This is a genomic window from Sulfobacillus sp. hq2, from assembly GCF_002903155.1.
GTDB classification, from domain to species: Bacteria; Bacillota; Sulfobacillia; order Sulfobacillales; family Sulfobacillaceae; genus Sulfobacillus; species Sulfobacillus thermotolerans.
Window position 1 is genome coordinate 440,131 of record NZ_NWUL01000031.1, and the last position, 22,342, is coordinate 462,472.

25 protein-coding genes and 1 pseudogene are annotated in these 22,342 nt (G+C 52.7%); 24 read left to right on the plus strand and 2 right to left on the minus strand.

Going from position 1 to position 22,342, the window contains the following annotated elements; genetic code table 11:
- The first annotated feature begins 147 nt into the window (after positions 1-147).
- From nusA to CO251_RS09235, 21 genes and pseudogenes are all read left to right on the plus strand, one after another.
- Positions 148-1,197, plus strand: coding sequence for a transcription termination factor NusA (gene nusA, locus CO251_RS09135; protein WP_103375533.1), 1,050 nt, complete (start codon positions 148-150; stop codon positions 1,195-1,197).
- Positions 1,197-1,475, plus strand: a complete 279-nt coding sequence (rnpM, locus tag CO251_RS09140) for an RNase P modulator RnpM (protein ID WP_103375461.1) — start codon at positions 1,197-1,199, stop codon at positions 1,473-1,475. Before nusA ends, rnpM begins: the two co-directional genes overlap by 1 nt.
- Positions 1,468-1,719 (plus strand): annotated as a pseudogene (locus tag CO251_RS18050) (L7Ae/L30e/S12e/Gadd45 family ribosomal protein); the annotation flags it as partial. The gene rnpM and the pseudogene CO251_RS18050, both read left to right, overlap by 8 nt.
- A gap of 64 nt (positions 1,720-1,783) precedes the next feature.
- Entirely contained in the window at positions 1,784-4,474 is a 2,691-nt protein-coding gene (gene infB / locus CO251_RS09150) for a translation initiation factor IF-2 (protein WP_103375463.1), read from the plus strand.
- A 16-nt stretch (positions 4,475-4,490) separates the two neighbouring features.
- Positions 4,491-4,838 carry a 30S ribosome-binding factor RbfA gene (gene rbfA / locus CO251_RS09155; RefSeq protein WP_103375464.1) on the plus strand — a complete coding sequence of 116 codons (348 nt, stop codon included), beginning with the start codon at positions 4,491-4,493 and terminating at the stop codon, positions 4,836-4,838.
- 13 nt (positions 4,839-4,851) lie between these two features.
- On the plus strand, positions 4,852-5,733 hold the full coding sequence (gene truB, locus CO251_RS09160) for a tRNA pseudouridine(55) synthase TruB (RefSeq protein WP_103375465.1): 882 nt from the start codon (positions 4,852-4,854) through the stop codon (positions 5,731-5,733).
- Positions 5,733-6,659: a riboflavin biosynthesis protein RibF gene (gene ribF, locus CO251_RS09165; protein ID WP_103375466.1), complete on the plus strand. Its 927-nt coding sequence runs from the start codon at positions 5,733-5,735 to the stop codon at positions 6,657-6,659. Before truB ends, ribF begins: the two co-directional genes overlap by 1 nt.
- A gap of 45 nt (positions 6,660-6,704) precedes the next feature.
- Positions 6,705-6,908, plus strand: coding sequence for a hypothetical protein (locus CO251_RS09170; protein WP_103375467.1), 204 nt, complete (start codon positions 6,705-6,707; stop codon positions 6,906-6,908).
- A 25-nt stretch (positions 6,909-6,933) separates the two neighbouring features.
- Positions 6,934-7,203: a 30S ribosomal protein S15 gene (gene rpsO, locus CO251_RS09175; protein ID WP_103375468.1), complete on the plus strand. Its 270-nt coding sequence runs from the start codon at positions 6,934-6,936 to the stop codon at positions 7,201-7,203.
- Positions 7,204-7,287: 84 nt separating this feature from the next.
- Positions 7,288-9,489, plus strand: a complete 2,202-nt coding sequence (gene pnp / locus CO251_RS09180; protein ID WP_103375469.1) for a polyribonucleotide nucleotidyltransferase — start codon at positions 7,288-7,290, stop codon at positions 9,487-9,489.
- The gene (locus CO251_RS09185) at positions 9,486-10,316 is read left to right on the plus strand and encodes a deoxyribonuclease IV (RefSeq protein ID WP_103375470.1); all 831 of its coding nucleotides are present in this window, start codon (positions 9,486-9,488) and stop codon (positions 10,314-10,316) included. Before pnp ends, CO251_RS09185 begins: the two co-directional genes overlap by 4 nt.
- A 59-nt stretch (positions 10,317-10,375) precedes the next feature.
- Positions 10,376-11,122, plus strand: a complete 747-nt coding sequence (locus tag CO251_RS09190) for a polysaccharide deacetylase family protein (RefSeq protein WP_103375471.1) — start codon at positions 10,376-10,378, stop codon at positions 11,120-11,122.
- Between the two features lie 142 nt (positions 11,123-11,264).
- A complete protein-coding gene (locus CO251_RS09195; protein WP_103375472.1) occupies positions 11,265-12,515 on the plus strand; it encodes a pitrilysin family protein in 1,251 nt (416 codons plus the stop codon).
- A 23-nt stretch (positions 12,516-12,538) separates the two neighbouring features.
- Positions 12,539-12,799 carry a YlmC/YmxH family sporulation protein gene (locus tag CO251_RS09200; RefSeq protein WP_103375473.1) on the plus strand — a complete coding sequence of 87 codons (261 nt, stop codon included), beginning with the start codon at positions 12,539-12,541 and terminating at the stop codon, positions 12,797-12,799.
- A 62-nt stretch (positions 12,800-12,861) separates the two neighbouring features.
- Positions 12,862-13,338: a hypothetical protein gene (locus CO251_RS09205; RefSeq protein WP_103375474.1), complete on the plus strand. Its 477-nt coding sequence runs from the start codon at positions 12,862-12,864 to the stop codon at positions 13,336-13,338.
- A 233-nt stretch (positions 13,339-13,571) separates the two neighbouring features.
- Entirely contained in the window at positions 13,572-14,441 is an 870-nt protein-coding gene (locus CO251_RS09210; RefSeq protein ID WP_103375475.1) for a dipicolinate synthase subunit DpsA, read from the plus strand.
- 5 nt (positions 14,442-14,446) lie between these two features.
- A complete protein-coding gene (locus CO251_RS09215; protein ID WP_103375476.1) occupies positions 14,447-15,043 on the plus strand; it encodes a dipicolinate synthase subunit B in 597 nt (198 codons plus the stop codon).
- 23 nt (positions 15,044-15,066) lie between these two features.
- On the plus strand, positions 15,067-16,068 hold the full coding sequence (locus CO251_RS09220) for an aspartate-semialdehyde dehydrogenase (protein WP_103375477.1): 1,002 nt from the start codon (positions 15,067-15,069) through the stop codon (positions 16,066-16,068).
- A 16-nt stretch (positions 16,069-16,084) separates the two neighbouring features.
- The gene (gene dapG, locus CO251_RS09225; RefSeq protein WP_103375478.1) at positions 16,085-17,320 is read left to right on the plus strand and encodes an aspartate kinase; all 1,236 of its coding nucleotides are present in this window, start codon (positions 16,085-16,087) and stop codon (positions 17,318-17,320) included.
- A complete protein-coding gene (dapA, locus tag CO251_RS09230; protein ID WP_103375479.1) occupies positions 17,317-18,228 on the plus strand; it encodes a 4-hydroxy-tetrahydrodipicolinate synthase in 912 nt (303 codons plus the stop codon). Before dapG ends, dapA begins: the two co-directional genes overlap by 4 nt.
- A 170-nt stretch (positions 18,229-18,398) precedes the next feature.
- The gene (locus tag CO251_RS09235; protein WP_103375480.1) at positions 18,399-20,108 is read left to right on the plus strand and encodes a ribonuclease J; all 1,710 of its coding nucleotides are present in this window, start codon (positions 18,399-18,401) and stop codon (positions 20,106-20,108) included.
- Between the two features lie 48 nt (positions 20,109-20,156).
- Here the strand turns inward: CO251_RS09235 and CO251_RS09240 are convergent, their stop codons facing one another.
- Entirely contained in the window at positions 20,157-20,642 is a 486-nt protein-coding gene (locus tag CO251_RS09240) for a hypothetical protein (protein WP_158246256.1), read from the minus strand.
- Positions 20,624-20,986, minus strand: a complete 363-nt coding sequence (locus tag CO251_RS09245) for a YtrH family sporulation protein (RefSeq protein ID WP_173677091.1) — start codon at positions 20,984-20,986, stop codon at positions 20,624-20,626. Before CO251_RS09245 ends, CO251_RS09240 begins: the two co-directional genes overlap by 19 nt.
- Positions 20,987-21,109: 123 nt before the next feature.
- Between CO251_RS09245 and CO251_RS09250 the strand changes: the two genes are divergently transcribed.
- The 3 genes from CO251_RS09250 to CO251_RS09260 form a co-directional block, all read left to right on the plus strand.
- On the plus strand, positions 21,110-21,895 hold the full coding sequence (locus CO251_RS09250; protein ID WP_146039043.1) for a ClpP family protease: 786 nt from the start codon (positions 21,110-21,112) through the stop codon (positions 21,893-21,895).
- Between the two features lies 1 nt (position 21,896).
- Positions 21,897-22,109: a YlzJ-like family protein gene (locus CO251_RS09255; RefSeq protein ID WP_103375483.1), complete on the plus strand. Its 213-nt coding sequence runs from the start codon at positions 21,897-21,899 to the stop codon at positions 22,107-22,109.
- A gap of 143 nt (positions 22,110-22,252) precedes the next feature.
- Positions 22,253-22,342, plus strand: a 90-nt coding sequence (locus CO251_RS09260; protein WP_146039042.1) for an undecaprenyl-diphosphate phosphatase, incomplete at its 3' end; no start/stop codon positions are given.

Here is a 22,342-nt window from a genome sequence, read left to right on the forward strand (position 1 = left end):
CTTTGCAGGAGAAATGTGCTAAGATAGTGCTGTGACAGTTTTGATAACTTTAAGAGGCAGGCTGGTCTCGGACCGGACTTGGAGTGGGAGCTTCCCACTCTTTTCGCTTGACAGGGGCTAAGGCTCCTTTGAGGGGGGATGTTTGGTGTGAACGCGGAGCTGCTAGGTGCTCTTGACGATCTCGAGCGAGAAAAGGGTATAGACAAGGAAATTCTGTTTCAGGCCATAGAATCGGCATTGATTTCGGCATACAGGAGGAACTTTGCTTCCGCTCAAAATGTCCGAGTACGTATTGACAGGGAAAGCGGTGCGACCCAAGTGTGGGCCCAAAAGACAGTCGTGGCTGAAGTGCAAGACCATCGTCTGGAAGTGGGACTTGATGAAGCGCGAGAAATACGGCCCGGATCTATTGAGGGTGACATTTTGGAATTTGAGGTGACGCCCAAAAACTTTGGGCGGATTGCGGCACAAACGGCAAAACAAGTCATCGTCCAGCGGATACGAGAAGCGGAACGTGGTCTCATCTACGAGGAATTCGTGGGCCGCGAAGGCGATATTGTCACGGGGACCATTCAACGAAGCGAGCGGGGCCTTATCTATATTAATTTGGGCCGGACCGAAGCGATTATGATGCCAAGCGAGCAGGTTCCTAATGAACGTCTGCGTCTCAACGAACATGTGAAATTATACGTGGTCGAGGTGAAGAAGACCAACAAAGGACCGCAAATTTTTGTTTCACGGAGCCATCCGGGGTTGATTAAGCGATTATTTGAACTCGAGGTGCCGGAAATTCATGATGGCATTGTGGAGATCAAGGGGATTGCTCGAGAACCCGGGGCACGGACTAAAATTGCCGTGTGGGCTGAAGACCCCAATATCGATCCGGTTGGGTCGTGCGTAGGGGCCAAGGGTACGCGGGTGCAAGCCATTGTCCAAGAACTTCATGGTGAAAAGCTTGATATTATTCGTTGGGATCGGGATCCCACCATTTTTGTTGCGAACGCGCTGTCTCCTGCGCAAGTGACCGAAGTCGTGGTAGAACCGGATACGCGCGCAGCGCGGGTTGTTGTGCCAGATAACCAATTGTCTTTAGGAATTGGTAAGGAAGGGCAAAATGCTCGGTTAGCAGCCAAGTTGACCGGATGGAAAGTGGATTTGCGATCCGAGTCTCAGGTATCTGGTGGGGGCCTGTGGTAATGAAGACGCGAAAAATCCCAATGCGTACCTGCGTGGCATGTCGGACAACGCGCCCTAAGCGTGAATTGATTCGCGTGGTGCGAACGCCGACAGGAACGGTGGTTGTAGACCGTAAAGGGAAAGTGTCTGGCCGGGGGGCATACATTTGCTCCACGGTGGATTGTTTTGATTTAGCAGTTCGCAGTAAGAAGCTTGAGCATGCGCTCGATGTGGTCTTGGATTCGGAAATTGTAGACCAGCTACGGCAAATGGTCGCAAAGGAGAACATCAGTGGATAACTGGTTAAACTGGATAGGTTTGGCGAAACGTGCTGGTAAGCTGGCGCCTGGTCATAATCAAGTGCAGATTGCATTAACGAATCATGATGCACGCCTCGTGGTTATCGCAAAGGATGCAGGCGAGTCAGTTTATCGCAAGTACCACCTGTGGGCCCAGAACCTTGATGTGCCTCTTTTACAAGCCGGATCCATGTCCGATCTTGGCAGGGCTATGGGAATGGGGCCGCACGCGGTACTTGCGATTTTGGACCAATCAATCGCCGACCGTTTAGCCGCCCAGTTTGGAGTGCCATCAGGGGGGATGAATTTTGACAGAAAAAGAAAAAGTACGGGTGTACGAACTAGCCAAGGAAGTGAAACTAGACAGTCGCCGTCTGATCGACCTGCTTCACCGTCTCCACGTAGAAAATATCAAAAATCACATGAGCACCGTGGAACCCGAGGCGGTTCAGACCGTGAAAAACATCATGGAAGGCAAGTTACCGCCGGAACCGAAGTCGCAAGAACCGGCAGTCAGCGAACCAGTGAGAAAGACCGAACCCACGCCGAGCGTCCCCGCCCATAGCGAAGGACCGACAGTGGCCGGTACGCCACTAGTGTCGTCATCTCATGATGAAAAAAATCACGTGTCAACCTCTGCAAAACCCATGGCTAATGGGGCCAGACCAGATAATCGGTCGCCTCGACCCACGAACGGTCGAGACAATCGACCTTATCCGCCGCGCGAAGGTGCAAATGGGCGTTCCGCTGCATCCGCGTCAAGCAACCGGCCCGCAAGTGCCAGTACCTCGCGTCCACAAACGTCATACAATGCCGGGGGAACGCGGACTGGAGGAGCTGGATATAACGGCGGCAACCGGCCAGCTGGTGGGGGGGAGCGGCGTGGCCCCGGTCCGTCTCGTCCTTCGGGGCCGCGTCCCCAAGGGAGCGGATACAATGGACCGGGACCTCGTCCTTCCGGCCGTCCCGGAGGAGCGCCTGCGGGGGCTTCTTCAAACCGTTCAGGAGGAACCGGACCGCGCCCCGCGAGTCGTCCGATAGGGGCTCCTCTTGCCGCCCCCCCCACGCGTCCTGCTCGGGAGCAAAATCGCCGAGGGGCTTATAACAAGGACCGCCGTACGACCCCGGCTATGTCCTCAGGTCGCCGGAAAAACGCGTGGGAAGACGAAAATTACGGGAGCAAGCATCGGTCGAAATCGCAAAAAAACCAAGTCAAGCAGCAAGAAACGGTCATGCCGCCGGTGCAGCGTCACATTATCATTTCCAGTGCCATTATGGTCAAGGATCTGGCGGACCAATTAGGCGTCAAAGCGACCGAACTGATTAAGCGCCTGATTGGATTAGGGGTAATGGCCGGCGTGAATCAGGAGCTCGACCGGGAGACGGCCGTGATCATTGCAACAGAATTTGGTGCCACGGTTGAGGAACGGGCCACCCAAGAAGAGCAGGAAGAGATTATTTTGCAAGGGGAAGACGATAGCCCGGAGAGTTTGACGGAACGTCCTCCTGTCGTCACCGTGATGGGGCATGTTGACCATGGGAAGACCTCGTTGCTGGACCGCATTCGCGCAACTCGGGTGACCCAGTCCGAAGCAGGGGGCATCACCCAACACATTGGAGCTTCTGTGATTGAGTGGAACGACCGTAAGGTGGTCTTTCTGGATACGCCGGGGCATGAAGCGTTTACGTCCATGCGTGCACGAGGAGCACAAGTGACGGACGTGGCTGTTTTGGTCGTGGCGGCCAATGACGGTGTCATGCCGCAAACGGTTGAGGCGATTAACCATGCTAAGGCTGCGAACGTCCCGATTGTCGTGGCGATTAACAAGATCGACTTACCGGGCGCTAATCCCGACAAGGTCCGCACGGAACTAAGCAATTACGGACTTATCGCCGAAGAGTGGGGTGGAGATACCATTATGGTGCCGGTATCTGCGCGCACAGGTGAGGGCATCGAGAATTTACTAGAAGCTCTGATTTTGCAAGCGGACGTTTTGGAGCTGAAAGCCAACAGCCAGCGGGCAGCACAAGGGACCATTATTGAAGCAAAGTTGGATAAAGGCCGGGGACCGGTGGCTACGGTTTTGGTCTCGCGGGGCATGCTCAATGTGGGAGATGTCTTTGTGGCAGGGGCCGTCTATGGCCGCGTGAGGGCGTTAATTAACGATCGTGGGCAACGGGTGAAGAGTGCAGGGCCATCTATGCCGGTGGAGGTTTTGGGATTCAATCAGCTGCCCGAAGCAGGCGATGATTTTGTCATTTTGGCCGATGAGCGCCAAGCGAAAAGCATTGCGGATTCGCGGCAAGATCGGATTCGCCGTCAGTCCGAGCCCAACGCACGCGGAGTATCGTTGGATGACTTTTTGCAGCGTCTCAAAGACGAAGCGGTCAAAGAGCTCAACTTGGTTATCAAGGCCGATGTGCATGGGTCTGCTGAGGCCTTGGCGCAGTCCGTGAGTAAATTGTCTAACGACGAAGTGCGCGTACGGGTGCTTCATGCGGGAGTTGGATCCATTACGGAAACCGATGTCATGTTGGCGCAGGCATCCAATGCTATTATTGTGGGCTTTGGTGTTGGTGTAGAGAACAAGGCCCGACAAATCGCGGAGAAAGAACACGTCGATATTCGTAGTTACCGGGTCATCTATGATGCTATTGATGATATCAACAAGGCATTGCGCGGGATGCTCGAGCCGAAGTTCCAAGAAGTCATTTTGGGAAGAGCGGAAGTGCGGGAAGTGTTCCGTGTTCCCAAGATCGGGGCCATTGGCGGGTGCTATGTCACCGATGGGAAAATTTTGCGTTCGGGTAAGGTGCGTGTCTTGCGTGACGGGGCGGTCATTCATGAAGGGAATATTGCCTCTCTTAAACGCTTCAAAGATGATGTTCGGGAAGTGGCTACCGGGTTTGAATGTGGTATTGGCCTAGAGAAATTTAACGATATTAAGGTCGGAGATATTTTTGAGGCCTTTAGTGAAGAAGAGGTCAAAGCCAGCTGAAAGTGAGGGTGTGCTTGTGAACAAAGCCCGAGCAGAACGGATCGCGCTTTCCATTCAGCAAGAACTGGGTGCGATGCTGTTGCGCGATGTGAAAGATCCTCGTATTGGATTTGTGAGCGTGACGCACGTGGAGCTCTCACGAGACTTGTCGGTGGCGAAAGTTTTTGTGAGTCACATGGGCAGTGCAGAGGAAGCTGAGGCCAGTCTTGCAGGACTCAAGAGCGCTACGCCTTTCCTGCGAGGGGAAATTGCGCGTCGGCTGCATTTGCGGCTGGCGCCGCAGCTCGATTTTCGTTTGGACAAGTCGATTGTCGATAGCATGCATATTCAAGAAATCATTAAAACCCTGCCCGGTCACGAATGACGGGCGGGGATGAATGGAGTGTTCTGTGGCGAACGGATTTCTCAACGTCTATAAACCGGCGGGCATGTCGTCACATCAGGTTGTCCAACGCATTCGCCGTTTGACGCACGAACGTCACGTGGGTCATGCTGGGACATTGGATCCCGATGCGACCGGGGTATTGCCAGTGGCGCTGGGACAGTTCACCCGTCTATTAGAGTGGGCCGTTCTAACGCCCAAGGTCTATCGGGCTGCCATTGTTCTGGGACGCTTAACCCATACCGGGGACCGCGCAGGGGATGTGGTCGGGGAATCAGGAGCTCCTTTTCCCGATCGACACGCTCTAGAAAATATTTTACCATGGCTTACAGGGACTATCTGGCAATTTCCCCCGCAGGTCTCGGCCCTTAAGCAAGGGGGCCAGCGGTCATATCATAAGGTCCGACAGGGTCAAACGGTCTGGCTCGATCCGCGACCGATCGAAATAGAGGCCATTAAGGTACTAGACGGGGTGGGCGATCGGTGGTACGTTGAGGCTGTTGTCGGTTCAGGCACCTATATTCGCGCATTAGCCCGTGACATGGGCTTTTTACTGGGCCATGCGGCCTCTTTAGAATCGCTTGAACGGACGCAAGTTGGGGCGTTTTCTGCGCAAGACGCATGGCGTCTCGATGACTTGGAAGCTAATCCGAACCAATGGCAAGACGCGCTCGTAGCCGGGACACAGATGCTCAGCCTCAGTACTTGGCCTGTCACCGCTGATCAAGCCGCGATGCTGTGGTCAGGGAATGTGGCGGGGATTCCACCATTGCCAGGGTCTGGTCCCACAGCCATCGTCTACGAGAAGCAGATTGTGGCGGTGGTAGATGGTCCTCCGTGGCACTTTCGCAAAGTACTCGCAAAGGGTGAACGATAATGGAGCGCATAGTGGCCAACGCATTTGCGTCGCCCAGTGTAGTGATGATTGGCAATTTTGATGGTGTTCATATCGGCCACCAAGCGTTGATCCAACATGCCAAAACCATTGCATCAGGTCATGGGTGGCGCATTATTGCCTTGACCTTTGACCCCCATCCCGCCATGGTCTTAAGGCCGGTGCCCCCAGAACATTTTCTCATTACGCCGACGGATGTAAAGCTGTACTGGCTTGAACAATTCGGCGTAGAGTTTGTGAAAATCCTGCCCTTTGATCGCCAGCTGGCTGCTGTTCCCGCGCTTCCTTTTCTAGCCCATGAAGTCAAAGCGGCGCTCAATGCGCATGCGGTGGTTGTGGGTTTTAATTTTACATTTGGGGCGCAAGGCGCGGGCCGGGCCGAGACGTTAATCGAGTGGGGACGCCTCAATGGGACTATCGTGGATGTGGTTGAACCCGTGGAAGGAGACCACTCGGCGCAGGTGGTCTCAAGTTCTGCGATTCGGCAAGATATTCAAGCAGGCCAAATCGGCACAGCGAATGAACGCCTCGGGCATCCTTTCGTGGTAATGGGACCCGTGCAGCATGGGGATGGACGCGGGCGGACCATAGGGGTTCCAACGTTAAATGTCGGGGTTCCGTCGTGTCAGATTATGCCTCCTTATGGAGTGTATGCGGGATTTCTTAGAGGAACGGATGGTTCCCGTTATGCGGCGGTAGCCAATTGGGGAGTACGTCCGACGTTTGGACAGTCTTTACCAGTGTTGGAAATTCATGTGCTCGATAAAATATTAGACGACTGGTATGGACATCGCGTATCATTTGATTTTATAGAGCATGTGCGCGCTGAACAGAAATTTGACGGTGTTGACGCATTGATTCGACAAATTCAGAAGGATATCGAAAAAGCCCGTCAGTTGCTGACTTAGCGGGGTCATGATACAATAAACTGTCTTTGGACTGGAGGAAGCTTAATGCAAACGGATACCTGGCGTGAAATGGTGGGGAAAGTGTCTGCCATTTGTGTCACCGGGGAGTTTAAGCGCTTGCAGCGTCAACTCGAAGAGCTTTATCGGCGGGCAGGAGTTTCCCAACCGGCAGTACAGGCTTATCAAGACGCATTGCTTTCCATCTTGGCACAAGATGAGGAATCTGGCGCGGTCTTGACTGCGCATTAACGCTATTGAGAAGGGGGGAGAACGAATGGCCCTACAGGAACAACAAAAGCAGGCCATCATTGCGGCTAATCGGCTGCATGAATCGGACACGGGGTCGCCGGAAGTTCAAATCGCGTTGTTGACTCAGCGCATTAGTGAACTCACCGAGCACTTGAAGATTCACAAAAAGGACCATCACTCCCGGCGTGGACTGTTGACCATGGTCGGACATCGTCGCGCGTTGCTGAATTACCTGCGAAAGACCGACAGCGCACGATATCATGCCTTGATACAACGGTTGGGATTGCGTCGATAGAGCGGGACATTCCCGCTCTTTTTTACCACACAAGAAGATTTCTGGGAACCGTATACGGACCCAAGGCTGTACAGGAGGGTACATATGGAGGCTATCACTACCGATTTTTTGGTAGGCGGCCGTACGTTGACGTTGGAAACCGGAAAAATGGCCAGGCAAGCGAATGCCTCTGTGGTCGTTCGGTACGGGGATACCGTCGTCTTAGTGACGGTCGTCTCGTCTCGCGAACCAAAGGAAAATTATGACTTTTTTCCTTTAACCGTTGATGTCGAAGAACGCCTTTATGCGGTGGGTAAAATTCCCGGAGGCTACATCAAACGCGAAGGTCGGCCCAGCGAAGCGGCAATTCTGGCCGCCCGATTGACGGATAGGCCCATTCGTCCGTTATTTCCGGAAGGGTTTCGCAATGAAGTACATGTTGTTGCCAGCATTTTATCGGTGGACTACGATCATTCGCCAGAAATCTGCGGCATGATTGGGGCATCGGCGGCTCTAAGTTTGTCGGACATTCCTTTTGATGGACCGATTGGAGCGGTTCAAGTCGGATATGTCGGTGGCCAGTTTATCATTAATCCTACCGCAGAACAGGAAAAAGTTAGCGAACTTAAGCTAATGATTGCGGGCACCTATGATGCGATCTTAATGATCGAGGCGAGTGCCAATATTGTCTCAGAGGCAACGATGCTCGATGCTATCTGGTTTGGCCATGAAGAAATTCGGCGCATTATTGAAGGCATTCAACGCTTTCAGGAGATGGCGGGAAAACCGAAAGCCGAATATCCGGTGTTTTTGCCGAGTCCTGAACTCGTTCAAGCCACGAAGGATATCGCCTATGACAAACTGCTAGAAGCGATGCGTAATCCGGACAAGCAGCAGCGGGGCCAGGACATTGAGCAGGTGAATAAAGAGGCGCGTCAAATCTTGCTCGAACAATTTCCAGAGCAAGAAGCGATGATTGGGGCAACGCTCAAGAAAGTTCTCAAAGAAGTGGTCAGGCAGGCGATTATTAAAGACGGCATCCGACCCGACGGACGTGGATTTGATGAGATCCGTCCCATTTCGATCGAAGTGGGCGTACTACCGCGCGTACATGGCACCGGATTGTTTACCCGCGGCCAAACGCAGGCTTTAACGGCAATGACACTAGGGCCGTTGTCCGATCAGCAGATGCTCGATGGCATCAGCGCCGAGGAATCGCGCCGTTATATGCACCACTACAACTTTCCGCCTTTTGCTACTGGGGAATCGGGACCTATGCGGGGACCGAATCGGCGGGCCATCGGTCATGGGGCACTAGCCGGACGTGCCTTGGAACCCGTCATTCCCTCAGAGTCTGAATTTCCCTACACCTTGCGCTTGGTCTCCGATATCTTAGAGTCGAACGGATCCAGCTCGATGGCGTCTGTGTGTGGCAGCACCTTAGCCCTTATGGATGGGGGTGTACCCATCAAAGCGCCCGTCGCGGGAATTGCCATGGGGTTGGTGAAAAATGAAGATGGGATTGCCATTTTGACCGACATCCAGGGGCTAGAGGATGCCTTAGGGGACATGGATTTCAAAGTGGCAGGCACACGCGACGGAATTACGGCCATTCAGATGGACATTAAAATTCATGGACTATCGCGCGAAATCCTAGAAACAGCCCTGGACAAGGCACGCAACGCCCGTTTGTTCATTCTGGACAAAATTGAGGCGGTAATTCCCACTCCGCGTAAACATCTCTCGCTGCATGCACCACGCATTTTGACGATGTCGGTAGAGCCAGACAAAATCCGTGAGGTTATTGGACCCGGCGGAAAGACCATCAACAAAATTATCGAGGCCACCAAAGTGGGGGACAAGAAGGTGGATATCGATATTCAAGATGATGGGACGATCTATATTGCTGCGCTCAACGAAGAAGTGGGACGCAAGGTTCAGCAAATGATTGAAGACTTGACACGCACTGTTCAGGTCGGTGAAGTGTTTACCGGGCGAGTAACGCGTTTGATGAATTTTGGGGCCTTTGTGGAGCTTTTACCGGGGAAAGAGGGGCTTGTGCACATCTCCCAGCTCGCCTATCAACGCGTCAACAAAGTCGAAGATGTGGTTAACGTCGGAGATATGCTCACGGTGAAGGTAATCGAAATAGATAGCGCGGGACGCATTAACCTTTCGCATAAAGACACCATGCCAGTGCCTGAAGGATACGAGCCGCCAAAACCGCGGCCAGCACAAGACCGGGAGCGCGGGGCAAGTCATCGACCTTCTGCGCACTCGGGTCCACGGCGTGATTCGGGACGGTGAAACTTGGCGCACAACTGTCCACCACGCGTGGTCTGAAGACAGCCATTATGGAGGCGTCTGAACGCGGTCTCTCCGTGTTACAAGTGTTTAGTCGTAGTCCGGTTGGTGGACAAAGTAAAGAATTGCCCAAAACGGGGACGGTATCGGCCTGGTTGGAACAGGCCCACATCCGCCCGTTTTTTGTTCATGCGCCGTATTTTGTGAATCCGGCAGCCACTGATCCCACAATGCAGGAACGAGCCCGAGCGGTCTTGGCAGAAGAAATGGTTCGCGTCAAGCGGTTGCATGGAGACTTTTTGGTGTTGCATCCAGGTCATTGCCAAGGCATTGGAGATGAGGCTAAGGCAGCAGGACTAGAAATACTGGCCGGCACGCTCCGTTACATGTTGACGCGTCCGGGTATCATTTTGATGGAAAATACGGCAGGACAGGGCCGCGAATTGGGCAGTACCTTTGATGAACTCCATGAATTGTTTCGCCATTTGGGACGAATACGCCGTGTCGGGATTCTGTTAGATACCGCACATGCCATGGCAGCGGGGTTTCCCCTGCACACCACTGAAGATGTGACGCGGTTTCTTGGCGCGGTGGAGCGGGGGGTGGGCCTTAACCGGGTTCGGGGTGTGCATCTTAACGACAATGCCTATCCCGTGGGTTCCCACCGCGACCGCCATGCACATTTACTAACCGGACATCTCGGATTACCCGCGCTTAAGGCGTTGCTCAGAGAGGCACGCGACCGTTCATGGCCTCTTATTCTCGAAACGCCTGGTTCGACCGTAGAGGCTCGTGAGCACGATCTATGGCAGATTGAACAGCTCCTTTAGATGCCCATTGTTCTACCTCTTTGGCTGTCCACATAGGACAAGGAAGGAGGGAGAGCACGATGTGGATTAAAGTCATTTCCTTAAGATCACCAGCAACCAAAGTAGTTGCCCTTTTCTTGTTGTTTTTAGCTAGTGTCGCGATCTTTCATTCACCGGCCACGGCACCTGTGCCGACAACGGAGAATTTAGAGCCAGGACCTGTGTACCGAGTTGTCACAACACAACGGGCCATGGCTTTAACCATCAATGTGGTGTGGGGAACACAATACGTGCCGCAATTGCTGCAAGCGCTGACAGCTGCCCATGTCAAAGCGACCTTCATGGTGGGGGGAGTATGGGCTAAGAAGAATCCGACAGTGCTCGAACAGATTGTGAAAGACGGCATGCAAGTAGGCAACCATGGCTGGGCACATGGACATCCGGCTGCGATGTCCGTAAGCGAGAATGTCGCAGATATCCAAAAGACAAATGAGATAGTTCACCAGCTTGTGGGGGTGACTCCTGCCGTGTATGCTCCTCCTTATGGAGAACTTGGCGGCGCGGTGTTAAAGGCGACGTCGTTATTGCATATGCCGTTGGTGATGTGGACGATTGACACGATTGATTGGCGCCCGTCGTCCTCCGTGCCTTATATGGTGAATAAGGTTCTGGCCAAAGCCCGCCCTGGGGCCATTGTTCTCATGCATCCAACGGACCGCACGGTTAAAGCTTTGCCTCTTATTATAGAGGGATTAAAGAGTCAAGGATACAATTTAGTGACGGTCTCTGCGCTTTTAAAAATGGGGACCCCTGTCGGCGATGGTTAATGGTGTGGTAAAGTACCTAGATGTGAAGTCTGTAGGATGATAACGAACGAGGGAATGAGCTTCGTATAAGGATAACCGGAAATTTAAGCGCTGTCATGAGGATCTGGGGCAGTGGAAAGGCAGGAGAAGCGATATCAATTACTTGACTCCATTGTCATCGGGTTTGACGTTAGCATGGGATGACTATGGTTCATTGGGCACAACCGCAATAGCTTTTTACGTCCATGTCGGTTCGCGGGATGAGAACCCTGAGTTATTTGGGGCGGCGCATTTCCTTGAGCACGCGGTCTTTAAGGGCGCACGGTCATGGTCGGCTCGCGATATCGCCAATATTCAAGATCGTCTAGGCGGGGAAATCAATGCCTTTACGACGCGGGATTATACCGTCTTTTATGCCAAGGTCTTGGCGTCAAAAGCGGCGGATGCGTTGGAACTTCTGTGGGCCATGGTCAGCGAACCCTGGTTGCGCGAAGACGATATTGGGAAAGAGCGCCAAGTGATTTTAGAAGAGTTGCTGGAAGCCGAAGATGATCTCGAAGACCGCGCTACCGAACTCTATATGGCTGCACTCTACCCCGATGAACAATTTCATCATGATATTTTGGGGAGTCGGCGTAGCTTACGTCAGTTAAACGCTGAACAACTAAAAAACTTTCACCGAAAATTTTATCATCCCGACAATATCACGTTAGTCCTCAGTGGGGAAGGCGTCGAAGAGTTGAAGGTCTTGGCTGAATCCTTGCGGTGGCCGCACCCTTTAGGCCCCAGTATCACCCCGGTACGTTTGGGCCCGAAGATTGGTCCTCACATAGAAATATTGTCACGTCCTGGAGAGCAAGTGCATGTTACGATGGGGGTTCCTGCTCCACGAATGTTTGATGCGGACCATGACGCGGCTTTGGTCTTGTCAACTATTTTGGGAGGCCAGAATTCGTCCCGGTTATGGCAGCGATTGCGGGAAGACGAAGGTCTCGTGTATACCGTCTCGGCCTCTTATAGTGCGATGAAGGATTGGGGAGAGTTGTCCATTTATATGGCAATGAGTCCACAATCGGTGCCGCAAGCATTGGAGGCAGCCACTCAAGAGGTTATGAATTTATTGGAATATGGGCCCACGGAGGAGGAACGGGCATGGGCTCTGACCCAAGCGGAAACCGCGATGGCATTCACCATGGAAACACCTGATGGACGCATGGCGCGACTCGGCGCTTATGCCGTTTGCGGAGCCTCTCCGTTAGACCCCAAAGCCCGCTTGTCGCGTCTAGAGCAAGTGAGTTGCGAGCAAATTATGCGAGTCTCGCGCGAGATCTTGGCTGTAAGACCGTGGGCTGTGGCGGCATGCGGGCCAGTCCAAGGATTGGAACGAGTGCTACAGACTGCGTTACACGCATAATGTCTTCTAAGGAGGAATGCCTTATGCGTTTTAGTGAACTGGCTTCCAAAGAAATTATCAACTTAACCAATGGTGAACGGTTAGGGCCTTTAGGGGATACCGATTTGGAAATTGATCCCACAAGTGGAGCCATTTTTTCGATTTTAGTGCCTCCGCGTGGACGGTTGGTCCGTCAAGGTCGGACGACGGTAATTCCTTGGCGGGTTATTCGCCGCATTGGGCCAGAAGTTATGATCGTTGATCTCGATGAATCTGCACAACCCACGGAATTTGGAGAAAATTAACCCTGAGTTCCTTTCAATGTCCGGGCATACTAACTCCGGTCATTTGAAAAGGAGGGATTGAGATGAAGAAGACAGTCGTCGGTGCCTTTAAAAATCACCATGATGCTGAAGAGACGGTCTCTGTGCTAAAAGACCGGGGTGTGCCAGAAAAGGATATTTCGTTGGTGGCACGACACGAAGGGCATGTTCGAGAAGGTCACCCGGGTGACGGTATGCATAACTTAGGGAATGGGATTGGTTGGGGCGGCACGCTCGGAGGTATCACGGGTCTGTTAGCAGGAGTTGGAGCCTTAGCGATTCCGGGTGTTGGCCCGATTATTGCCGCCGGCCCGTTAGCGGCCACGCTAACTGGAGCTGTTGCAGGCGGGGTAGCTGGAGCCCTTGTGGATTATGGCATTCCCAGCAACGAGAGTCATGGCTATGAGAAGCGTCTTAAAGAGGGTGATGTCTTGTTGATGGTGCGCTCTGATGCACCGGAAGTCGATAAAGCCCAGCACCTTTTTGAAGAACATGGAGCCACGGACATTCACGTCCACTAATTCTCTTTAAGGTCCGGCTGTGTACGGACCTTTGGTCTAACGAACAGAAAACCACTAGTGTCTCATCCGATTGCGCATAGCGAGTTGGATGAGACACTGGTGGTTTTTATTATCTCACCGCCAATGCCCCCTATTTGGCTGGGAAGTTCTGACACTACGGCTTACGGAACGTCAGGCTTGGATGTTCCGTATAGTGACACCAGAGGGATAAGAATGCAGAAAGGGATGAGAATGTGGCAACAAGGGTTGTCGTAGCTGGTGGTGATGCGCGCGATGCATGGTTATGTCAGTTTCTGGAGAATCAAGGATTTACGGTAGAAGCTTGGGGCTTTAGCGCGCCAGGAATCGCCCCTTACCGTGAATCGGGGGAGCCCGTGGCCATCTTTATAGGACCAATGACGGGCATTGATGCGGATGGTTCAATGAAGACGATGGATGGCCGTGTCATTCTCACCCCCGACTTCTTAGCGCGTATGGCCCACGGCGGTCTTATCGCTGCGGGGTTAATTGCGGCTCCTGTGACGTTATGGGCAAAGCGTTATGGACTCACGACGGTGGAGTACCGTAATCAAACTACCTTTATGTGGCTCAATACGGTGCCAACGGCAGAGGGGGCGATACGCGCAGCGATTGGACGTTCGGGGTTTACGCTCTATCATCGCCCCGTGGGCATTTTAGGATTTGGGCGTGTCGGGGCGATTTTGGCGCTTCGCCTCCAGAGTTACGGAAGTTTCGTAGAAGTGTTTGACCGTTCGGTCGAAAAACGGGCTATGGCGTCTGCAATGGGATTTCCCGTCCATCCTCTCGACCCGGTGTGGTGTCCGCCGCTAGATGGGCTGTTCAATACGATACCGGCTCCGGTGATTACCCGGGAGTGGATCGATACGACAGATCCGGCTTGGATTATCGATCTGGCGTCACTGCCAGGGGGGTTGGCCAAAGGGCTGGAGACGGATTCGCATGTCATGGCGCGATATGAATCGTATTTGGGGGTCCCGGGTCACATTGCGCCTAGGCGGGCTGCGGAAATCATTTGGGAGACGTTAGCGTCCATCTTGCAGGAAAATGCGGTGAAAGCTACGGTACAACGGGAAAGGAACTGAAAAACATGACAGAGGGAGAACTCAACGGAGTAAAAATCGGCGTAGCCATGGCCGCTTCCCATTGCAATATGCACCGTGCTGTCGCTACAATGAAGCTATTAGTGGACCAGGGTGCCATTGTCACGCCGATTGTATCGCCCAGTATTCTTCACGTAACAACACGATTTGGGTCCGGCGATTATTGGGCAGAACAAATTACAGCGGTTACAGGCCAAGAAATCCTCACGACGATTCCCGAGGTGGAACCCAGCGGACCGCAACGTTGGTTTGATGTCGTGCTGGTCATGCCGTGCACTGGCAACACCTTGGCCAAGATTGCTAATGCCATTAATGATTCTCCCGTAACCATGGCGGTAAAAGCGCAATTGCGCAATGGGGGGCCGGTCTTGTTGGCTATTACCTCAAATGACCTTTTAGGCCTCAATGCAGTTAATTTAGGGCGGTTGCTTGGCGCACGCAACATTTATTTTGTCCCGTTTGGTCAAGATGACCCAATACGGAAGCCGCGTTCTATTGACGCGCATCTTGAACTCATTGTCCCTGCGGTCCAAGCGGCTCAGCGCCAAGAGCAGATGCAACCCATTTTAGTGCCATGGAATTGATACTGTAGGAGTTGACGGATCAAGTGAACGCATTGCGTATTGCCGTTGTTGGAGCAACAGGACTCGTTGGGCAAAAAATTCTTGAAATTCTTGAGGAACGCAACACGCCGGTGCGCTCGTTGGTGGCGCTGGCTACGGAAGGACATGGCCGATTTATAGAATTTCGAGGACAACAAGTTCCTGTGCAAAGTGTGGATGCGGCGCATTGGGACGAAATTGACGTGGCATTTTTTGCGGCCACGAATGATGTGAGTCGGCACTACGCCCCCCTGGCTACAGCCCACGGCGTAACGGTTATCGACAAATCGAGTTACTTCCGTATGGATCCAACCGTACCTTTGGTGGTTCCCGAAGTAAATGCTGAGGTTATAGGGGACGCTCGTCTTATTGCTTCGCCTAACTGTTCAACGATTCAGATGGTCGTGGCACTTGAGCCTTTGCGTCAGCGCTACGGGCTGCGGCGAGTGATTGTCTCGACGTACCAGGCTGTTTCAGGCACTGGCCGCGAAGCGATGGAGACCTTGCGCCATGAAGCGGCGCAAACATTGGCTCAAGAGCCTGTAACGCCGAGTACTTATCCCACCCCGATTGCGTTTAACGTGTTGCCTTATTGTGATAAGTTCGGAGATCTGGACTATACGGGCGAAGAATGGAAACTTACGCGCGAGACCCAGAAGATTTTTCGCATGGAATTGCCTGTTAGTGCAACCGCGGTTCGAGTGCCCGTAGCTGTGTCCCACGCCGAAGCAGTCTACGTCGAGTTAGAGCGACCTTTTGAGGTCGACGAGGTGCGCACGCTATTGCGGGAGGCCCCAGGAATTCGAGTCGTGGATGATCCTGAGCATGGCATTGTGCCCACACCGTTAGAAGCTGCTGGACAGGATTTGGTGTTCGTTGGACGCATTCGCCGGGATCCCTTTATTGCTCAAGGACTTCATTTATTTGTAGTGGCCGATAATCTGCGCAAAGGGGCTGCGACCAACGCTGTACAAATTGTCGAAACGCTCGAAGAACGTTGGTCCTGACAGGGAGGAGATTTCTGTGTCTTTGGTGATCCAGAAATTCGGCGGGACTTCGGTGCGTGACGCAGCGCGTCGTGACATTGTGGCGCAATGGGTTCAAAAAGCTGTGCGAGAAGGGCACCATGTCGTGGTTGTGGTGTCGGCAATGGGACGGCTTGGCGATCCGTACGCGACCGATACGCTCTTATCGTTACTAGATAATGGCACCGAAGGCGCGTTGGATGAACGCGATCTTTTGATTTCTTGTGGAGAAATTATCAGCGCGGTGATTCTTGCGGGTCATTTGCGGTCGGTGGGGTTGCAGAGCCGGGCCATTACGGGTGGAGATGCGGGGATTGTCACCGATGCGAATTTTGGTGATGCGCGCATTGTGGAGGTCAAACCTCAAGCCTTAGAAAGTTTGGTGGCTCAGGGGATCGTTCCGGTGGTTGCGGGATTTCAAGGGCGAACGCCCGATGGGCGGGTGGCGACGCTGGGACGCGGAGGATCTGACACCACTGCTGTAGCCTTAGGGGCAGCGCTAGGGGCAGAGGTTGTCGATATTTTTACCGATGTCGATGGGATTAAAACAGCCGATCCCCGCATTGTCCCAGAGGCGCGGACGATTTCTTCGTTAGATTACGAAGAGGTGTTTCAGTTGGCCAATCTTGGCGCGAAGGTGATTCATCCTCGGGCGGTAGAAATTGGGAGACAGTTTGGCGTGACGATCCGCGTCCGATCCACGTTTTCGGAGTCGTTAGGCACTATTATTGCGTCGGGTCAGGGCATATTGGATGCGTGGGGCCACCGTGATCCGGACCATTCTGTAACCGGTATTACCCAACTAGACCACTTGCTGCAATTTCGTGTCACGCCACCGGAAACTATGCACAAAGATTGGGCGTTTCAACTATTTATGGCATTGGGCGAACGCGGCGTTTCCGTGGATTTGATTAATCTCTTTCCCGACCAAGTGTACTTTTGTGTGCCGCCCGAGAAAAATGCTGTGACCCAAGAAATTCTCGAAACTAGCGGGTTTGGCTATGAGGCGTTTGACGATCGGGCTAAAGTGTCCATTGTCGGGTCCGCTATTCAAGGACTTCCAGGAGTCGTAGGACGGGTGATGGCGGCCATGGCGCAATCGGATATTGAAATTCTGCAATCGGCGGATTCGCATTCGACGATCACCCTTTTATTGCATCGCTCTGATATGGAAAGGGCGGTGAGTGCATTACACAAACAGTTCCATTTGGCTGAGGAGGTGCCCAAAGGATGAGATGGCCACGAGTTTTTACAGCAATGATTACACCCTTCACCGAGGAAGGCAGCATCGATGTCGAAGCCGCCGAAGGGTTGGCGCGGCATTTGGTGGCTCACGGAACGCAGGGAGTAATTTTGGCAGGCTCGACCGGGGAAGCTTTTAGCCTAAGTCCTGATGAGCGGTACCGGTTGTACACGGCTGTGCGCCGGGGGGCGGGTGACATGGTGCCGGTGTGGATGGGATGTGGCACGAATGACACCCGGTCAACGGTTGACTTGGCGATGGCGGCCGATGAGTGGGGTGCGGATGGGGTACTGGTTGTGTCGCCATACTACAATAAGCCTTCGCAAGAAGGGTTAATTCGTCACTTTGGGGAAGTCCTCCACCATGTTACCTGTCCGGTTATGCTCTACAATGTCCCTTCACGTACCGCTAGTATGGTCGAGGCCGACACCGTGGCCAAGATAGCCAAGAAAGCGCGTGCACCTTTTGCGGTGAAAGAGGCTTCCGGTACGATCGAGCAAATTATTCGCTTAGATCAAATTCTGGGGTCTGAGGTGCCGATTTTTTCCGGTGACGATAGTCTATATCTAGCGAGTTTGGCCGTTGGCGCGTATGGTGTGGTATCGGTGGCATCGCACGTGGTAGGAATGGAAATGGAACAGATGACAGAACTCTTTATATCTGGCCATCCTGACGAGGCGAGGATGCTACACGCGGACCTCTGGCCTTTGTTTAAACAACTCTTTGTTGTTTCAAATCCCATTCCCCTTAAATGGTTGCTACATCGCTTGGCGTTGGCTCCGAGAACGGTGCGAATGCCCTTAGTCATGCCGGAGGATGCGGTATTTGGTGACTTATGGTTGGCGTACTTGCGAGCGAAGCATATTCGCCAGATGCCTATAAGCTCTGTAAAAAATTAGTGGCCATTGCGTGCAATAGTCCAACCGCGTTATAATTAACGCAACGACTTAGTGCTCGGTGGTCAAATGGGGTGTAGCGGTTCAGCATAGCGCGGAAGGGAGCTGAAAGCGCCGCCTCAAATCAGATGCCCCTGGCATAAGTCCCTAGTCGGATGGCTAGGGGCATTTTGATGTGCTCCGTGTGCGGGATAAATAGGAGGTGGGTTACACTGGCACGCCCAGGACCCGGTAAATTACAGTTTATCCCCTTAGGGGGATTGGGAGAGATTGGAAAAAACATTTCGGCTGTTGTCTATGGCAACGATATTATTTTGATCGATTGCGGGCTAGCGTTTCCGGAAGTCGATATGCCCGGAATTGATTTGGTTTTGCCTGACATTACCTATTTGCTGGAGAATAAGGACCGCGTACGCGCAATTTTTCTGACGCATGGTCACGAGGATCACATTGGAGCTATTCCCTATTTTCTGAAGCAAATCTCTGTTCCCATTTATGGGACCCGGTTGACGATGGGCATTGTGGAGATGAAACTGCAAGAACATCAGGTGAGTCTGCATCCCAAGTCCCATCCGGTGGAGCCCGGTGATACGGTCAAGGTCGGGAATTTTTCCGTTGAATTTTTCCGCGTTAACCACTCGATTCCTGATGCGACCGGCTTAATTATTCGCAACCCAGTCGGAACGATAGTGCATACAGGGGACTTTAAATTTGATCACACGCCTGTCGATGGACACGTTGCGGATTTTCATAAGTTGGCGCAAGTCGGATCGGAAGGCGTTTTGTTATTGTTGGCCGATAGCACCAATGCGGAACGACCGGGTTATACCCCTTCGGAAAAAACGGTAGGGAAAACCTTAGACCGCATTATCGAACAGGCCAAAGGGCGGGTGCTTGTCTCGTCGTTTGCGTCGCAAGTGCACCGCATTCGTCAGGTCGTGGAGTCGGCTGTTCGCCATGGGCGTCATGTTGCCGTTGTCGGACGTAGTATGGAAAATATCGTGCAAAAAGCGATTGAGCTCAAATACCTTGATTTTCCTGAAGGTACTTGGATGTCGCTGGATGCGGTATTACGCCAGCCCCCCCAAAAGACGCTGATTTTAACTACGGGCTCGCAAGGCGAACCAATGTCTGCCTTGACGCGCATCTCGACGTCCGACCATAAAAAAGTGGAAATCTATGCGGGAGATACCGTAATCATTTCGGCGACCGCTATTCCGGGCAACGAAAAAATGGTGTCTCGGACGGTCAACAACTTGTACCGTTTGGGCGCGGATGTTTACTATGGCCGCGATTTAGGCATTCACGTGTCGGGACATGCTTGCCAAGAAGAGTTAAAACTCATGCTCAATCTGGTCAAGCCGAAGTTCTTTATTCCAGTTCATGGGGAATATCGGCATTTGGTGCATCATGCGCAATTGGCTCGGGATATAGGAATGGACCCTAGCCATATTTTAATTGGCGATAATGGTAGCCTATTTGAACTCACGGCGGACTCGATGCAGTTGGTAGGACAGGTGCCTGCGGGTAAGGTATTAGTCGATGGCTTTGGCGTCGGTGACGTCGGCAATATTGTATTGCGTGACCGCAAACAATTGTCGAATGACGGGATTTTGATTGTGGTGGTGGGTATGGATGCCCAATCTGGTCTTTTGGTTTCAGGCCCCGACATTGTGTCCCGGGGATTTGTGTATGTGCGTGAGTCCGAAGCCTTACTCGACGAAGCACGGTCGCGGGTCAAAACGGCGTTGACGACGATGGAAGGGGGCACTTTGACGGAGTGGTCCGCAATTAAGGGCGTCGTGCGCGATACCCTGGGCCGATTCCTTTGGGACCGGACCAAGCGGCGACCGATGATTTTGCCGATTATCATGGAAGTGTAAGCAGCTCCCGCAGGGTTTTGCCTGCCGTCCTTTGTGGCGGCAGGTTTTTTACATCACGGCCGGGCCGGGTTCAGGCCGTAGGGAAATCATCAGCTCGGTATCAGGGCCTAACAGCAGGGTTTCGACTCGAATGCGGTAAAGTTTGGTGCCAATCGTAATAATACGGTTGTTGAAAAGATGATAGACGATAGGGGCTTTCAATGAGTCTAGGGGAAGACCCAGCAATGCCTGGGTATAAGGGGAAAGAGCCTCAATAACATCGGATTTGGCAACCGGGGCGCGCAATATCATAACATCGACGTTCTGAATATAAAGGTGGGGTTGGGCCGTCTTATTAATCCGCCCCACCTCTTCTTTGAGTCGATTGGCTTCGTTGTGCCACTGCGTCGCTTCCGCCTGCCATTTTTTTGCGGACAAATCCGCGTATTGGCGTTCGCGTACTCCCAATCCTTGCATCAACGCGAATCCAAGTAAGAGTCCCAGCACAAAGCTCGCGAGACTGGGGGTTAGCCTTTTCACAGAGTAACCAGCCATGTTAGCAGCCAATATCCCGTTTGGGCGCCCAAGTACGCAGTCACGATAGCGACGCCATCTCGCACGATGGCGGGTAAAGCTCGGGCGAAAACGCCGCGTTCTAAGTTTTCTAAGGCGGTGAGAGTCCCGCCAATCGCGATGGCTACAGCCCAAATGCGTATGCGATAAGCGGTTTGCGCAGGATCTTGTGGCCCCTTTCCTGCTAACCATAGGCCGAAGGATCCCAAAAGGCCTCCACCAATAGTGACCCCTAGAGCTAAGAAAAATGGAGGAAGTCCGGTTTGCACGGTTTTATTGATAGCTTGTTGTAGGGTCTGCATAGTAAGCAAGAGCTGATTAGGCATGTCAATCCCCCTCATTACTCCAACATATGACCGTGACCCATGGCTCAGCACGCAATGTGGGAATCTCCCAAGCCCAAGGGTATGAAAAGGAGTCTTTTTCAAACACTATCACGGCTAGGCATGATGAGGAGGGAACGAACGGTGCGACAGGGTCACCATGTAGGGAACGAAGCAGAAGAGCCGCAGGTTCCAGATCAGCGGCAGAAAAAGAGGCATCAAGATCCCGGAGAAAACATTCAAGAGTTTGGCAGCACGAAAATCCCGACCGCGAAGTCGTCGATTCACACGATGGTCATTATTGGTCAAATTGAGGGGCACGTTGTCCTGCCATCGCAAAACAAAACGACCAAGTATGAACATGTCATTCCCCAGTTGGTCGCTATTGAAGAGAGTAAGGATATCAAGGGCCTGTTATTAATCTTGAACACGGTGGGCGGCGATGTAGAAGCCGGTCTCGCCTTGGCGGAAATGGTTGCGAGCTTATCCAAACCCTCTGTCTCTTTGGTGTTAGGAGGCGGACACTCCATTGGTGTCCCGGTTTCCGTGGCAACAGACTACAGTTTTATCGCCGCCACTGCGACAATGACGATCCATCCGATTCGCATGAATGGGATGGTGATTGGCGTACCTCAGACCTACGAGTATTTGGATAAAATGCAGGACCGTGTTGTGAACTTTGTCACCATGCATTCCCATATTTCGGACCATGATTTTCGCAAGTTGATGTTTACGACCGGGGAACTGGCGCGGGATATTGGCACTATTCTGGTGGGCAAAGACGCAGTCGACGTGGGGTTGATTGATGAAGTGGGAGGGATTGATAAGGCGTTGCGACATCTTGAAGGGATGATTGCTGAACAACACCGCAAACCCCGCCGGGCGAGAACAGAGAAAAAGGAGGTACAATAGGATGCTCTATACGCCCTTGGCTATGGAAGACATTTATCCCCGCGACCCCCATGATCGGGAACTCACGGCATGGTGGATTGACGGCCGCTTGTGCTTAATCCGGCGCGATGGGGATGGTTCCGCGCGCTTGGAACGGTTGTTATCCACCGATCCGATGGACTATCTGGATGAGCGATTTCAACCGAATCGCTTGGTTTCGACTATGATTTTTTAAGTCTTCCCTACATCCCTATGCCCTCGTCCTAGGAAGGAACGAGGGCTTTTCTCTTGGGAACCTTCGACGGCATTATTTTCGTGGCACGGTTATAATTTCCTGTCTCTTCTAATTACCCATATTATAGAAGGGAGAGACGTGCTGTGTGGCGTATTGCGTTACTGGGTCTCATTCAAGGTTTAACCGAATTCTTGCCGGTAAGTTCTTCGGGTCATTTAATTGTGTTGGGGCGA